The organism is Bacteroidales bacterium MB20-C3-3 (assembly GCA_035609245.1).
GTDB lineage: Bacteria > Bacteroidota > Bacteroidia > Bacteroidales > UBA932 > Bact-08.
Genome location: CP141202.1, coordinates 2,011,717 through 2,026,795, shown reverse-complemented (window position 1 = coordinate 2,026,795; position 15,079 = coordinate 2,011,717). Strand labels below are relative to the sequence as shown.

Genomic DNA, 15,079 nt, shown 5'->3' with positions numbered 1-15,079 from the left:
TGGAAAACTCACACGATTTAAATCCTGAGTTTGCATTATTTGCTGAACCTTTTGCCGTATCTTTCTTTTATTGCATGTATTCATGGGCGGGTATCATCTTAACCCTCATGCCGTCCTTTTCAAACATATCGCTTTGGTTAAGCGTTATGATACTGCCTTCGTTAAGACCGAGGTTCTGCATAGCTTCTAACAGTCCATTATACTCTCGGTTGAAATTCTCATCGTTTACGGTTAAGCATACTTGTACAGCTTCTTTTACGGTATTCTTTTCCATAGCCACAAAGTCACATTCGCCACGATCTTTATAGTAGAAAACCTGTTTGTATTTTCGACGAAGATGTAAAAATATAAGATTCTCTAAACGCCTTCCCATGTTGTCGCTTGTTGACACTGAGTTTTCCGTATATAGCCCCATATCCATTACATAAACCCTCTTCGGGTTGCGAGCCTGTACTTTGAGAGAATGGCTGAATAAAGGCATAAATTCAAGTAAGTAGGCATCTTTCAGGAATGAAAAATACTCTAAGAATGTAGCAGGAGACTTGATGTCGAACATTCCTACCAATTTATTTGCCGAAACAAGGTTTCCTATATTGGTTATCAGGTATGCTGTTAACTGACGAAGTGAAACGATGTCACGGATAGAATGTCTTACAGCTATATCCCTCATCAATATATCATCCACAAGTGTATTTAAAACCGTAGGTATCCCGCTTTTGATGTATTCGGGTATTCCTCCCGCTTTCAAATAATCTGCAACTGCCGATTCTTCGTTATTAAGTTTTTTAAATCGTATAAACTCGGAATAAGAAAACGGAAACAATTCCATTGAAAGATGTCTTCCTGTCAGATGTGTTCCTAGCTCAACACTAGGCATGGATGCATTAGAACCTGTGATAAATACTTTGTAACCTTCTCGCAAAAGTTGATTGATATATTTCTCCCAACCCTCAATGATTTGAATTTCGTCAAAGAACAGCACTTTAGTTGCTCTTTTTTCGATTTCTCTATGAAGACGAGTAAAATCCCCGGTTTCAAAATTTGACAATCTTATATCGTCAAAATTAAGGTAAATAGCATCCTGATAATCCAGACGAAGTAGTTGCAATAGCAAGGTGCTTTTTCCGCATCGGCGTATTCTGCTTTTAGTTTATCATCCATATCTCAATTATCATTACTTCTATTACATATCTGCCAAATCCCAGCAAAAACTTTTTACTGTATGTTTATTCAGTTCCTTTGTTTTTAGGATTTTGACTTTCTCTTCAAACAATTGAGGTTTGAAGTTCTTTTTCTGCCGTTTTACTTCAACAGCAACAGCATTCTTATCATCCAAATATACTCCCACAATATCAATCTCATTCTGATTCCCTTTTGGTTCCCACCATGAGCCAATTGCCCGATAGGCAAAACTCTCCTGCATCTTTTGTTTAAAGTACAGTTCCAAGGTCTTTCCCGAATAAGTGGGATAATCATCAAGCATGATTTTAGACAGTTCTTCAAAGTTCCCAATCTCAATCAGCGACCTGTTCCGCTCAATATATCTGAACCAAAAGCGCAGGAAATTATCGGTTACTTCGTACCTTACAGTTTGTGTTCCTTCCTTCGCAAAAATGGGACGTTGCTTTTTAATTACTTCGTAAACTGTTTCCAATTTATGTAACTGCCCGCCGATACTTTTTTCACCCATAAATGCTTCAATCTCTGCTTGAGTATTTTTTCCCGATGAGATAGCGTCAAGAATAGAGAAATAGCTTCCATATTTTTTGCCAAACTCTTGAATCAACAAATTACGCCCTTCATCTATAAATGGGGATTCGCGTTGGCAGATGTATCTAATCATTTTAGGGATGGTCAACACTTTGTTATCTACCAACAGTTCGATATATTTAGGTATACCACCAGTAAAGGTGTAGAGAGCCAGTAACTCGTCATTCGTGTAACCCGGATGGTAGTCCTGTAGGATTTCTTTGAGTACAGTGGTTGTGAAAGGTGTTATTTTCAGCATAGCATCGGCTCGACCAAACAACGGTTCGCGCTTATCCTGAAATATTTTTGTCATCAACGAATAGATGGAGCCGCTTACAACAAAATTTATGTATGTTTTAGTCCTGTAACGGTCCCAATAGTTCTGAATATCACTGTATATCGATTCGTTGATATTGATAAACTCCTGAAACTCATCAATCACAAGGGAAAACTTAGTTTTAGTCCCCTGCTCAAGCAGAAAGCGAAATATATCAGAAAATTTGTCCATTGCAGGAACAAATATCCCCAACTGCTTCTCAATTTCTTTTGTGTATCCACTACATAAGTCAGCCTCATTCTTCCGGCTAACAAACAAATAGATTACAGTCTCGTTTTCAAGAGCTCTCAGAATAAGAGAAGTCTTACCGACACGTCTACGCCCGGTAAGTACCGTAAACTTAGAGTGCTCATTGTATGCCTGCTCTTTTGTGCGCTGCAACAGGGTAATTTCGTCTATCCGATTATAGAATTTCATAACTCGTATTTTTACGACGGTAAATTTTACCACCGTTGCAAAGTTAAATGAAATTTAAAATTTTACATAATAAATTAGCGGAAATTTTTATGGCGGTAAAATTTACGGCTGTTTAATTTCAACCTCCACATCCACTCCTAATTATGCTGTAAATACGGTGTATTTGAAAAACAAAACAAGCATGATTGGCGTGTCACCTATCTTTTTCAACTTTGTTCTTCTCACATGGAGGATTTTTTAGAAAAAGAAAATCCCTGAAAGGTTTAATTTCAGGGATTTTCCGACTTTAAGTCTTTTAAAAGTGGTGCCACCAGGAATCGAACCGGGGACACAAGGATTTTCAGTCCTTTGCTCTACCAACTGAGCTATGGCACCATTGGGTTTGGGAGTGCAAAAGTAATGCTTATTTTCATTTTTGCAAAAATAATTCTCCATTTATTTTATCTTTGCATCAAATTTCAAAATTAATATATGGCAACAACAGCAGATTTTAAGAACGGACTATGTATTGACTTCAACGGCAAGCCTTGCACAATAGTGTGGTTTCAGCATGTTAAACCAGGGAAGGGGGGAGCATTTGTAAAGGTAAAAGTAAGAAATTTGGAGAGTGGGAGAATTCTGGAAAATACATATAACGCAGGTGAAAAAATTGATATCATAAGTATTGAAAGAAGACCTTATCAATTTCTCTACAAGGATGATATGGGTTACAACTTTATGCATAATGAAACATTTGAGCAGATATCCCTGGGCGAAGAGATGATAGAAAATGCTGACCTTATGAAGGAGGGCCAAAATGTTGAGATGATGTTCCACGCTGACGAGGAGAGAGCGCTTACCTGCGAACTTCCTCAATTTGTTGAAATGGAGGTTACCTATACAGAGCCGGCAGTTAAGGGTGATACCGCTTCAACAAATGCAATGAAGGCGGCTACACTTGAGACAGGAGCAGAGATTATGGTTCCACTATTTATAAATCAGGGAGAGAGAATAAGGGTAGACACAAGAGACCGCTCTTATCATGAAAGATGTAAATAACAATTAATTAATACATAATGAAGAGATTTCTCTCCATACTCATAATCTCCGCACTGCTTAATGCTTGCGGAGATTCTGTTTCTGATATGCTCCCAACTGTCGAGCAAATTGAGCAGACAATTGAAAAGGGTAATTTTTCTGAAGCAAAAAAAATGATCAGATTAGCCCTGACAAACGACTCCCTCACCCCGGCAGATCGCTGGGAGATGAATTTTAAAATAGAGCGGATGGAGAGGATTGAGAGAGATTTTTCACAAAAAGATACCGCCGTATTTAACTATATCAAAAAGTACCATCCCAGCCTTAGCGCAGAAGAGATTGAAAAGTGGGAGAAGAGCAATGCTATTGAGAATATGGTAATCAACGGAGAGAAGAGATATTTCCACTCGGCAGGCCGGAATCTTTTCAGAATTGACTCCATTGCTGCTAAGTACTATGAAGGGGCAAACGGCAGGCAAAGTGACTCTCTGGACCGCCTGCTCGCCTGGTACATCCCTAAAGCCATTACTACTCTGTCCACTCCGGTAAAGATGAAGATTCGCTACACGCTTACCGTTAAAGCAGATGAGGTGCCTGCTGGCGAGACCATAAGAGTATGGATGCCATATCCAAGAACAGATGTACCTGCGCACAAAGAGATAAAACTAATCTCAACCACTCAGCCTGATTATATAATTGCCTCTGACAGCAATATTCACAAAAGCATATACATGGAGGGTGTTGCAAAAGCAGGAGAGGCAGCTGTTTTTGGATACGAACTCTCCTACTCCTCTTACAATCAACACTTCCCTTTTAACCCAGACCTTCTTAAAGATTACGATAAGGAGTCTTCAATTTATAAAGAGTATACATCAGAGAGCGGAGATCATATAAAATTCAGTGAAAACATAAGGGCGGCCGTTAAAGAGGCAGTGGGAGACGAAGCTAATCCTTACAAAAAGGTTAGAGCAATCTTTACATGGATAAACAAAAACTTCCCGTGGGCGAGTGCAAGGGAGTACTCAACAATTGAAAATATCCCCGAATATGTACTGGCAAACAGACATGGAGACTGCGGCCAGGTATCCCTGTTGTTTATTACAATGGCAAGGTGCGCGGGAGTACCGGCAAAATGGGAGAGCGGATGGATGATGCACCCCGGCAACAAAAACCTTCATGACTGGGCAGAGGTATACTATGAAGGGATAGGCTGGGTACCGGTTGATCAATCATTTGGAAGAGTTTTTGGAGCTCCTGACGATGACTCTCACTGGTTCTTCACCAGAGGTCTGGATGCGTACAGAATGATAGTAAATGAGGGAATCTCCGCTCCATTTTTTCCCGCAAAGATTCACCCAAGAAGCGAAACAGTAGATTTTCAGCGGGGAGAGGTTGAGTGGAGAGGAGAGAATCTTTACTTTGGAAGGTGGAGATATAAAATGGAGATTGAGTATCAATAGATACTCCCTGTAATCATATTTTTTTAATGATATTAAGACCATCCCTGAGTGGAAGAATATAGTTCTCCACCCGGGGGTCTTCTTTTACAATTCTGTTGAACTCCATAATCCCGCGGGTCTGTTTGTCTGCAGGAGGATTATCCATATAAACCTTCCCATCCCACAACACATTATCTGCAATTATATATCCACCCGGGCGAAGAACCTCCATAACCATTGCATAATAATCCGGATATTCTCTTTTATTGGCATCAATGTAAACCAGATCGTAAACCTTGCTCAGCGTTGGAATGATACTCTTAGCATCTCCAATAATAAGAGAAATTTTCTCCTCAACCCCTGCCCTTTTAAAGCCATCCCTAATCAAACCTTCCAGTTCATCATTAATCTCAACGGCATCCAAATGTCCTCCTTTAGGGAGGCCTAAAGCCAGGCAAATTGCAGAGTATCCGGTAAATGTACCTAGCTCCAGTACATTTTTAGGTTTATGAAGCTCACAGAAAGTTGTAAGAAAGCGACCAATCTGAGGGCCACACATCATTCTTGAGTGAGTTGTCCTCAGATGAGTCTCTCTGTCAAGCCATGCAAGTGCCGGATGAAGGCCAGACTCATTTGTCTCAAGATATCTCTCCAAGGCTGCCATAACTATTTATATATTAATGTTATGAGATTGTCATCTGTGAATATCTCACCAGCTACCTCCTTTATCTGATCTGAGGTAATTGCATTAATCTTTTTCATAACCTCCTCCATTGGCTCAACTTTTTTGAATACAAGCAGAGACTTGCCAGTATTCAGACATTGAGACTCGGCATTATCTGTAGAGATGGCGAGCTGACCGGCAAGCTGTTTTTTTGCAGCCTTCAGTTGTAACTGACTAAGGCCACGCTCTTTAATAGTATTTAACTCTTTTGTTATCAGAGCCAGAGACTTCTCAAGATTTGCCTTATCTGTCCCAAAATAGACTGTAAATAATCCTGTATCGGAAAAAGGGGTATAAGATGCATCAACAGTATAAACCAAAGCGTGTTTCTCCCTTAATATCAGATTAAGTCTGGAGTTTAGTGCGGGACCTCCCAGTACATTAACCAGAAGTGCAAGAGGAAGTCTGTTTTTGTGATAGAGAGAGTAAGCCTTCCCTCCCAGTACACAATGTGCCTGATAACTTTTCTTTGATACAATATGAATCCCGCCGGAATTACCCGGGGGAATCTGCTGAGTTCTCAAAGGTACAAGCCCCGGGGGATCATTAGATTCAGTATTTCCAAAATATTTTTTTGCAAGAGCTTCGCATCTCTCAGCCTTTGAGTCAGCTACAATTGAAAGGGACATGTTTTCGCACCGGTAATGCAGCTTTATAAAGTTTATCAGGTCATCCCGGGAGATTTTTCTAACTGTCTTGGGTGTCCCTAATATGTTACCGGAGAGTGGATGAGAGCCGAAAAGGAGCTCTTCAAAGTCATCAAAAATCTGCTCAGAAGGGGTGTCTTTATATGATTTAATCTCTTCAAGCACCACCTCTTTCTCCTTTGCAAGCTCAGCTTCTGGAAATATTGAGTGAAATACCAGATCGTGAAGAAGCTCTATCGCCTTGGGAAGGTCCTCTTTTAAAACAGTTGCATGAATTACTGTCTCCTCCTTGGTGGTATAAGCATTTAACTCGCCACCCAGCTTTTCCAGAAAATTATTTATACTTCTGGCGCTCCTTTTTGAGGTTCCTTTAAATAGCATATGCTCTATGAGATGGGCTATACCTCCCTGGGAGGTATTCTCATCTCTTGTTCCGGCATTAATTGTCAGAGCACAATATGCAACAGGAGAGACAGCCTTTTTAAAACCGAACCTAAGACCATTTGGAAACTGAGTTGTATATGTAATCATTATTTTGTTCTGTAAGGAATGGAGATTCTTTTCAGATCCTCCTCTGTAAAACCGGCCGGTGATTTCTGAGAAATTCTGTGTCTTCTGAAGAATAGAAGCTCGTGTGTTTCAGCATCTATAAGCATTTTATAAGAAAATCCTCTGCTCTTGGCTCCAGCGGGTGATACGGTATAACTCACAACTCTCTTCTCTTCTGCATCTTTTACTGCCCGGGCAATTTGTGATGCATCTCCAATAACAATGTTATCCCCAAAAAGATCTTTCATCTCCTGGTCAGAATAATTCCATCCAATATCTCCCTTGTCAATTAGCAGGACTCTATCTCCAATATTGTCTATTCTGTTACTGTAAAATGAGTTTCCAACATAAGCCCTCAAAATACTCTCTCTCACATTTATTATATGATCCTGCATTATATTTATCAGAACAGGCATAAATACAAATGCTTTTCCTGACTCATCATTAATAGGCTGAAGAGGCATTGAGACTATCTCATACATTTTGTCTATCCCTTTTTTTGCAGATGGACCACCCTTAACAAGAGTCAGATACTCCAGAGAGGCCTCTCCCTCTCGTTTCATTTTTCCCTCAACCCTGAGAAGAAAAAAGTAATTTGTGTCTGTCATCAGTTTAGAGAATCTCTCCTGATTGCAGAGTTCATAAAGAGACAACTTCCATCCGCTCTTCACTGCATCAGCCAGAGAGAGGTCTGTAAAGTCTTGTTGATTGACTACAACCAAAGTCTTCTTGTCAGCAAAGCTCCTGTAGTTATATTTTGCCTTCCCGAAAATCTCCTGACCATTTGCTCTGGAAGCGAATGAAAAGAGAATAGGTAAAATCAGCGTCAATTGTAATATTCGTATTATTCTCATAAATGCAAAATTAGATAAAAATTCTTACTTTTGTGGAGTATGGAAAGATTTATAGTATCGGCAAGAAAGTACAGACCGGGAAGCTTTGAGACGCTTATAGGACAGGAGAATATTGCAAAGACACTCAAGAATTCTATTCTCAGAAACCAGCTGGCTCACGCATATCTATTCTGCGGACCGCGAGGGGTTGGTAAGACTACCAGTGCCAGAATATTCGCAAAGACAATTAACTGCCTCTCTCCCTCTCAGGAAATGGATCCTTGCGGAGAGTGTGAATCGTGCAAAGCTTTTGACGAAAACAGATCTTTCTCCATACACGAGCTGGATGCCGCTTCAAACAACTCTGTGGATGACATCCGTGCTCTGAATGAAAAGGTAAGGATTCCCCCTCAGATTGGGAAATATAGCGTATATATTATTGATGAGGTTCATATGCTTTCCCAGCAAGCTTTCAATGCCTTTTTGAAGACTCTGGAAGAACCTCCTGCTCACGCAATTTTTATTCTGGCCACAACAGAGAAGCATAAAATCATACCAACAATTCTTTCAAGATGCCAGACATACGATTTTAACAGAATTTCCGTTGAGGATATTGTCAGGAATATCAGAGGGATTGCGACAAAAGAGGAAGTAGAGATTGAAGAGGAGGCTATGCATGTTATAGCAAAGAAAGCTGACGGGGCAATGAGAGATGCACTTACTCTCTTTGATCAGTCTGTCGCTTTTTGCGGAGAGAGGGTCACATATGATCAGGTTATTGCCAATCTTAACATTCTGGATTACGAATACTATTTAAGACTTACAGATCTCTTCATTAAGGGAGAGCATGCCACTACGCTAATGATATTTGATGAGATCTTGTCTAAAGGATTTAATGCCCTCCATTTTATTGGCGGACTGAGTACTCACTTCAGAGATCTGCTAATATGCAAAGATCCTGCAAGTGCAAAATTACTGGAGCTGGCCCCGTCTGTTGCTGAAAAATACAGGAAACAGGCCACCGGATGCTCTGTAGAGTTTCTTTTCAATGCACTAAATATCACTACACAGTGCGAATCATCTTATAAGGCCAGCGGTAATCAGCGCCTTCACATTGAATTTGCACTAGTTAAGCTTGCTCGCATAAATGCGCCTGCACCCCAGCCGGCAGCGGCTATACCAATATCAGCTGTAACAGCACCAGCTGTAACAGCTACGGTAATATCTGCATCGGATGAAAAACCACAGATAGCTGAAAAACCACAGATAGCTGAACCGGCACCGGTAAAAACAGAGGTCAAGAAGGAACCAGATTACCCGACAACCCGGTCACTTAAAGGGCTAATCAGAAAGGTGGGTGAAGAGTCGGCAAAGACGGAGAGAGCAAAACCAAAAGAGATTGGTGAAGACGAATTTGATCAGGTGAAACTTGAGTCGGCCTGGCTTGCAATGGCTGAATCTGAAAAAAGTTTGCAGAGACTGGCTAACGCAATATCGGATACAAAACCTATAATATCTGACAACCCAAACACAATTATTTTCAATGTGAGCAATGATCTCCAGCGAGAATGGATTGAAAAGAATTGCAAACTGAGGCTTGAGGCGTTTCTTAAAGAGAATCTGAACAATAAAAATGTGGGTCTTGCCATAGAGGTTACCCCTCAGGAATCAAGTACAGAGAATAAATTATATATGCCTGAGGAGAAGGCAAAATTCCTGATTGAGAGACATCCGGAACTTAAAGAACTTCAAAAGGATCTTAAACTTGAGATTAAGTAGAGATATATGAGACTGCATTGCACCCAACTGGTCAAAAAATATGGAGCCCGGACTGTTGTTAAAGGGGTTTCAATAGAGGTAGAGCAAGGTGAGATTGTGGGGCTTTTGGGACCAAATGGTGCCGGAAAAACAACCACATTCTATATGATAACAGGCCTGATTAAACCTAATGAGGGCCGAATATACCTGGACAACGAGGAGATTACCGGACTGCCTATGTTTAAGAGGGCTCAGAAGGGGCTCGGCTACCTGGCCCAGGAGGCATCGGTATTCAGAAAACTAAGCGTGGAGGATAATATACTGTCGGTTATGGAGCTTCACGATATCCCAAAAAAGGAGAGGATGGAGAGACTGGAGGTTCTGCTGGATGAGTTCAGCCTTCATCAGGTTAGAAAAAGCTACGGGATACAACTCTCCGGCGGAGAGCGAAGGCGTTGTGAAATTGCGAGAGCACTTGCAATTGATCCTAAATTCATTCTTCTTGACGAGCCTTTTGCAGGAGTTGACCCTATAGCAGTTGAGGATATCCAGCATATCATTGCAAATCTCAAAACAAAAAATATAGGGATAATCATAACAGACCATAATGTTCATGAAACCCTTGCAATTACAGACAGAGCATATCTTCTTTACGAGGGGAACATCCTTGAAAGCGGTACTGCTGAGGTACTTGCTAATAATCCTGAGGTTAGGAAGAAATATCTGGGTGAAAACTTTGAGCTTAGAAAGGCTGTTCTGAAGTCAAGAGGAGGGAAATCCAAAAACATCTCAGCTGAAAACGCTCCAAAAGCCATAAAAATTGATGCACCTGAAACAGAGCCTGCAGAGATTAATGATTACAGCGAGAGGGCAAACAAAATGGAGAGAGGCAAATAGCCACTCTCCATCTCTTTTCAAACAAACTAAAACTTTTTTTTACTGATTACGGAACTGACGATGAATTTCAATTGTTCTACCGCTTCGCATATCAAACTGAACTCTCTGCTCATCTGTAAGCTGCTCTCTTACTTTGCTTTTGTGCTCAGCATTTAACTTCATCTTTTTGTTTTGCAAATCAGAAATCTCATCAATTTTGGAATTAATGGCCTTCATGTTTGGTTTATCAACCTGCTCAAGAGTTCTAAGCTGAGCTCTCTTCTCCCTTATTTCATTTGCAAGCAGCAATGACTCCTTCTGGTGCTTCAATCTGAGGCTCTCAATCTTCTGCTGTTGTTCTGTGGTAAGGTTTGAAAGCATCTGGGTGTTAAGGGCCCTTGGATTAGCTCTCATATATCCCTCTGCCTGTCTTTTGACTGCCATATTTTGCCCTTGCGCGCTTAAGGTAAGGGCTATAGCCGTCATTACCAATACTGTAGCAATTTTTTTCATCTTTCTTGTGTTTTTAAATGTTTCTCTGTTATTAGGACTAATATGGAAGAAAAAGGTTTAAAGGAAGTAAAAGAATTTATACCTTTGCGGAATTATTTTTGGCAACTTTCAATAATTAAATAAATAGATATGGCAGAAAAATTATTTGATGAGTTTTCACCAGTTTCCACAGAAAAGTGGGAAGAGGTGATTACCAAGGATCTAAAAGGAGCCGACTACGAGAAAAAGCTTGTATGGAAGACCATGGAGGGGTTCTCTGTCCGTCCTTATTACAGGGCAGAAGATCTTGAAAAGCTTAGACATCTCGAGTCAGCACCCGGAGAGTTTCCTTTTGTAAGGGGAACAGTAAGCGAGAACAAGTGGAAGATTCGTCAGGGTTACTGTGCTCATGAAAGCTTTCAAAAAGCAAATGCACAGGCTGTTGATGGTCTGGCAAAGGGTGTTGAGTCAGTAGGGTTTTGCATAGATGGTGCAAAATCTGTTTCTAAAGATAAAATGGAGGTACTTCTAAAAGGGATTGACCTCGCAAAGACAGAAGTTAACTTTGAGGGATGCTCATGCGAAACTCCTTCTGTTATTGAAGCATTTATAGCTGTTGCTCTTGGCAGAGGCGTAAAAGCAAACGAAATCAAAGCATCTTTTGACTTTGACCCACTTAGAAGTCTTACAACCACAGGTAACTTCTGCTGTTCAAACTATATGAACAACTACCGCAAAAGCATGGAGCTTACCTCAGAATTCCCCGGAATCAGAGTTATTGGTGTTGAGGGCTACGCATTTAACGACGCAGGTTCAACAATTGTTCAGGAACTTGGCTTTGCCCTTGCAATGGGTAGTGAGTATATGAATACTCTTATTCAACTTGGATTCAGCGCAGACGAGGCAGCTTCAAAAATTAAGTTCACCCTCTCTGTAGGGGCAAACTACTTTATGGAGATTGCAAAATTCCGTGCAGCCAGACTTCTTTGGGCAACCATCACTGACTCTTACGGAGTTAAAAATGACGAGAACAAGAAGATTAGCGTTCATGCAGTAACCAGTCAGTGGAACCAGACAGTTTACGATTCATATGTAAATATGTTAAGGGCAACCACAGAGGCTATGAGTGCATCACTTGCAGGAGTTGATTCACTTGAAGTTCTTCCTTTTGACTATCAGTACCGTGAGCCGTCTGAGTTCAGCAACAGAATTGCCAGAAACCTTCAGATTATCCTTAAAGAGGAGTCTCACTTTGATAAAATCGCTGACCCTGCTGCAGGATCATACTATATTGAGAGTCTTACAGACTCTATTGCTGAGCAGAGCTGGAAGCTTTTCCGTTCAGTTGAGGAGAGGGGCGGATACACCGAGGCATTTAAGGCAGGTTATATCCAGTCCGAGATTAAAGCTACTACAGCCAAAAGGGATCTTAATATTGCCACAAGAAGAGAGATTTTTGTTGGAACTAATCAATATCCAAACTTCACAGAGAGAGCCGATAAAGATATTACCCACGATGTTGTAACCCGCGGTGCAAATAAGTGCGTAAGTCAGAATCCTATTGCCGAGCCACTTGAAAAATACCGTGGTGCACAGGCTTTTGAAGCCCTCAGATTTGCTACAGAGACCAGCGGAAAAACTCCAAAGGCCTTTATGCTTACATTTGGCAACCTCGCATTCTGCAGGGCAAGAGCTCAATTCTCAAGCAATTTCTTTGCTGTCGCAGGATTTGAAGTTGTTGACAATACCAGATTCTCATCGGTTGAAGAGGGAGTAAAAGCTGCTATGGATGCAAATGCCGATATAGTTGTTGCTTGCTCTTCTGACGAGGAGTATGCTGAGGCAGTACCTCAAATTATGAACCTCCTTGGAGAGAGAGCTATCCTGGTTGTAGCAGGTGAGCCATCTTGCAAAGATGAACTAGTCTCTAAAGGGGTGGAAAACTTCATAAGCGTAAAGAGCAATGTGCTTGAAACCCTGAGACAGTATCAGGCAAAGCTGGGTATTTAGTAGTAATGATTTAAAAAATTGATTATGCGTCCAAATTTTTCAGATATAAAATATACCGGAGGCACTGCTCAGACTAAGGGAGAGCAGAGCGTGTGGATGACTCCGGAGCAGATAGGGGTAAAAAATGTTTACTCTGCTGCAGACCTTGAAGGGCTGGAGCATTTAAATTATGCTGCAGGTATTCCTCCTTACCTACGCGGACCATACAGCACAATGTATGTTATGAATCCGTGGACTATCCGCCAGTATGCCGGCTTCTCAACTGCTGAGGAGTCAAATGCATTCTATCGCAGAAACCTTGCATCAGGTCAAAAAGGGCTCTCAGTTGCTTTTGACCTTGCCACACACCGTGGATACGACGCAGACCACCCAAGGGTTGTCGGAGATGTCGGAAAGGCCGGTGTGAGTATCTGCAGCGTTGAAGATATGAAGGTTCTCTTTGACCAGATTCCTCTAAATAAAATGTCAGTTTCAATGACAATGAACGGAGCTGTTCTTCCTATTCTTGCCTTCTACATTGTAGCCGGGATGGAACAGGGGGCAAAGCTTGACGAGATGGCAGGTACAATTCAGAATGACATTCTTAAGGAGTTTATGGTTCGTAATACCTATATCTATCCTCCTGAATTCTCAATGAGAATAATTGGTGACATCTTCTCTTTCACAGCCAAGAACATGCCTAAATTCAACTCTATATCAATCTCCGGCTACCATATGCAGGAGGCAGGTGCAACCTGCGATATTGAGATGGCATACACCCTTGCAGATGGTCTAGAGTACCTCAGAACCGGAATAGCAGCAGGAATGGATGTAGACCAGTTTGCACCAAGACTCTCTTTCTTCTGGGCAATCGGCATGAACCACTTTATGGAGATTGCCAAGATGCGCGCAGCAAGGATGATCTGGGCAAAACTTGTAAAACAGTTCAATCCTAAGAATGCTAAGTCCCTCTCTTTGAGAACTCACTCTCAAACTTCAGGATGGTCACTTACAGAGCAGGATCCTTTCAACAATGTTGCAAGAACCTGTATTGAAGCAATGGGTGCAGCTCTGGGACATACTCAGTCTCTCCATACAAATGCACTTGACGAGGCTATTGCACTTCCAACAGATTTCTCTGCCCGTATTGCAAGAAATACCCAGATTTATATTCAGGAAGAGACCAATATAACCAAGTCCCTTGATCCTTGGGCAGGCTCATATTATGTAGAAAAACTTACTGCAGAGATTGCTGAAAGGGCATGGAGCCATATTGAAGAGGTTGAGAAGCTTGGCGGAATGTCAAAGGCTATTGAGACCGGTATCCCTAAACTCAGAATTGAGGAGGCAGCTGCCCGTAAACAGGCAAGAATTGACTCTAAACTTGATACAATTGTTGGTATTAACAAATACAGACTTGACAAGGAAGATCCTCTTGAGATTCTGGATGTTGACAACACAAAGGTTCGTGAATCTCAAATCGCAAGATTAAAAGAGCTTCGCGCAAACCGTGATGAGTCTAAAGTTAAGGCAGCTCTTGCAGCTATTACAGAGGCAGCCGCCAATAAAACAGGAAACCTGCTGGAACTTGCAATTGAGGCAGCAAAGGTTCGCGCAACACTTGGCGAAATCTCTGACGCCTGCGAAGAGGTAGCCGGAAGGTACAAAGCAATAATTCGTATGAATACAGGTGTTTACTCAAGTGAAGTTAAAAACGACAGCGAATTTGAAAAGGCAAAATCGCTTGTTGTTGAATTTGCTAAAAAAGAGGGTCGCCAGCCTCGTATTATGATTGCAAAACTTGGCCAGGACGGCCACGACCGCGGAGCAAAAGTAGTAGCAACTGGTTATGCCGATTGTGGATTTGATGTGGACATGGGTCCGCTGTTCCAGACTCCTGAAGAGGCAGCAAAACAGGCTGTTGAGAATGATGTGCATGTTGTAGGGGTATCCTCTCTTGCAGCCGGTCATAAAACTCTTGTACCGCAAATTGTTAGCGAATTGAAAAAGCTTGGCCGTGAGGATATTATGGTTATTGTGGGTGGTGTAATCCCGGCACAGGACTATGATGCACTCTATAAAGCCGGAGCAGTTGCAATATTTGGCCCGGGAACATCTGTTTCCGCAGCCTCTGTTAAACTTATGGAACTGCTTCTGCAGAAGTTCGAATAACAAAAAAATAAATATTCTTTTTGAGAGTCTGCATATTTGCAGACTCTTTTTTTCGTATATTTGAATGCGATATAATGCGC

The 15,079-nt window shown here is 41.4% G+C and carries 12 protein-coding genes and 1 tRNA gene; 6 read left to right on the top strand and 7 right to left on the bottom strand.

Translation table 11 applies throughout. The annotated features are described in order from the left end of the window. Positions 1–67: 67 nt before the first annotated feature. The 3 genes from U5907_09255 to U5907_09245 form a co-directional block, all read right to left on the bottom strand. Positions 68–1,138 carry an ATP-binding protein gene (locus U5907_09255; GenBank protein ID WRQ34095.1) on the bottom strand — a complete coding sequence of 357 codons (1,071 nt, stop codon included), beginning with the start codon at positions 1,136–1,138 and terminating at the stop codon, positions 68–70. 45 nt (positions 1,139–1,183) lie between these two features. Continuing rightward, on the bottom strand, positions 1,184–2,503 hold the full coding sequence (locus U5907_09250) for an ATP-binding protein (GenBank protein WRQ32761.1): 1,320 nt from the start codon (positions 2,501–2,503) through the stop codon (positions 1,184–1,186). 302 nt (positions 2,504–2,805) lie between these two features. Next, positions 2,806–2,878 (bottom strand) — tRNA-Phe (locus tag U5907_09245). A 96-nt stretch (positions 2,879–2,974) separates the two neighbouring features. Here U5907_09245 and efp point away from each other — a divergent pair. Beyond that, positions 2,975–3,541, top strand: a complete 567-nt coding sequence (efp, locus tag U5907_09240) for an elongation factor P (GenBank protein ID WRQ32760.1) — start codon at positions 2,975–2,977, stop codon at positions 3,539–3,541. Positions 3,542–3,558: 17 nt separating this feature from the next. Beyond that, positions 3,559–4,980 carry a transglutaminase-like domain-containing protein gene (locus tag U5907_09235; protein ID WRQ32759.1) on the top strand — a complete coding sequence of 474 codons (1,422 nt, stop codon included), beginning with the start codon at positions 3,559–3,561 and terminating at the stop codon, positions 4,978–4,980. A gap of 13 nt (positions 4,981–4,993) precedes the next feature. Here the strand turns inward: U5907_09235 and U5907_09230 are convergent, their stop codons facing one another. Genes U5907_09230 through U5907_09220 form a run of 3 tightly spaced genes read right to left on the bottom strand, consistent with a single transcriptional unit; the run spans position 4,994 to position 7,733 of the window. Next, positions 4,994–5,623 carry a class I SAM-dependent methyltransferase gene (locus U5907_09230; protein ID WRQ32758.1) on the bottom strand — a complete coding sequence of 210 codons (630 nt, stop codon included), beginning with the start codon at positions 5,621–5,623 and terminating at the stop codon, positions 4,994–4,996. Between the two features lie 2 nt (positions 5,624–5,625). Further along, positions 5,626–6,861: a pitrilysin family protein gene (locus U5907_09225; protein WRQ32757.1), complete on the bottom strand. Its 1,236-nt coding sequence runs from the start codon at positions 6,859–6,861 to the stop codon at positions 5,626–5,628. After that, on the bottom strand, positions 6,861–7,733 hold the full coding sequence (locus U5907_09220; GenBank protein ID WRQ32756.1) for a hypothetical protein: 873 nt from the start codon (positions 7,731–7,733) through the stop codon (positions 6,861–6,863). The genes U5907_09225 and U5907_09220 overlap by 1 nt, the downstream gene beginning before the upstream one ends. 39 nt (positions 7,734–7,772) lie before the next feature. Here U5907_09220 and dnaX point away from each other — a divergent pair, with 39 nt between their 5' ends. Together dnaX and lptB are read left to right on the top strand one after the other, a co-directional pair. Continuing rightward, positions 7,773–9,491, top strand: coding sequence for a DNA polymerase III subunit gamma/tau (gene dnaX, locus U5907_09215; GenBank protein WRQ32755.1), 1,719 nt, complete (start codon positions 7,773–7,775; stop codon positions 9,489–9,491). 6 nt (positions 9,492–9,497) lie between these two features. Continuing rightward, a complete protein-coding gene (gene lptB / locus U5907_09210) occupies positions 9,498–10,367 on the top strand; it encodes an LPS export ABC transporter ATP-binding protein (GenBank protein WRQ32754.1) in 870 nt (289 codons plus the stop codon). A 39-nt stretch (positions 10,368–10,406) separates the two neighbouring features. On the opposite strand, the gene U5907_09205 is transcribed toward lptB, so the two are convergent. Continuing rightward, positions 10,407–10,859 (bottom strand): periplasmic heavy metal sensor, encoded by a 453-nt coding sequence (locus U5907_09205; GenBank protein ID WRQ32753.1) that lies wholly within the window; start codon positions 10,857–10,859, stop codon positions 10,407–10,409. Between the two features lie 129 nt (positions 10,860–10,988). Between U5907_09205 and U5907_09200 the strand changes: the two genes are divergently transcribed. Further along, entirely contained in the window at positions 10,989–12,848 is a 1,860-nt protein-coding gene (locus U5907_09200; protein WRQ32752.1) for a methylmalonyl-CoA mutase family protein, read from the top strand. A 24-nt stretch (positions 12,849–12,872) separates the two neighbouring features. After that, complete coding sequence (gene scpA, locus U5907_09195; protein WRQ32751.1) at positions 12,873–14,999, top strand: methylmalonyl-CoA mutase; 2,127 nt, start codon at positions 12,873–12,875, stop codon at positions 14,997–14,999. Positions 15,000–15,079 lie beyond the last annotated feature (80 nt).

Excerpts from the sequence above, each read along its gene's own strand:
- U5907_09225 (WRQ32757.1), bottom strand. The coding sequence starts at position 6,861 with ATGATTACATATACAACTCAGTTTCCAAATGGTCTTAGGTTCGGTTTT.
- U5907_09230 (WRQ32758.1), bottom strand. The coding sequence starts at position 5,623 with ATGGCAGCCTTGGAGAGATATCTTGAGACAAATGAGTCTGGCCTTCAT.
- dnaX (WRQ32755.1), top strand. The coding sequence starts at position 7,773 with ATGGAAAGATTTATAGTATCGGCAAGAAAGTACAGACCGGGAAGCTTT.
- U5907_09220 (WRQ32756.1), bottom strand. The coding sequence starts at position 7,733 with ATGAGAATAATACGAATATTACAATTGACGCTGATTTTACCTATTCTC.
- efp (WRQ32760.1), top strand. The coding sequence starts at position 2,975 with ATGGCAACAACAGCAGATTTTAAGAACGGACTATGTATTGACTTCAAC.
- U5907_09235 (WRQ32759.1), top strand. The coding sequence starts at position 3,559 with ATGAAGAGATTTCTCTCCATACTCATAATCTCCGCACTGCTTAATGCT.
- U5907_09200 (WRQ32752.1), top strand. The coding sequence starts at position 10,989 with ATGGCAGAAAAATTATTTGATGAGTTTTCACCAGTTTCCACAGAAAAG.
- scpA (WRQ32751.1), top strand. The coding sequence starts at position 12,873 with ATGCGTCCAAATTTTTCAGATATAAAATATACCGGAGGCACTGCTCAG.
- U5907_09205 (WRQ32753.1), bottom strand. The coding sequence starts at position 10,859 with ATGAAAAAAATTGCTACAGTATTGGTAATGACGGCTATAGCCCTTACC.
- lptB (WRQ32754.1), top strand. The coding sequence starts at position 9,498 with ATGAGACTGCATTGCACCCAACTGGTCAAAAAATATGGAGCCCGGACT.
- U5907_09250 (WRQ32761.1), bottom strand. The coding sequence starts at position 2,503 with ATGAAATTCTATAATCGGATAGACGAAATTACCCTGTTGCAGCGCACA.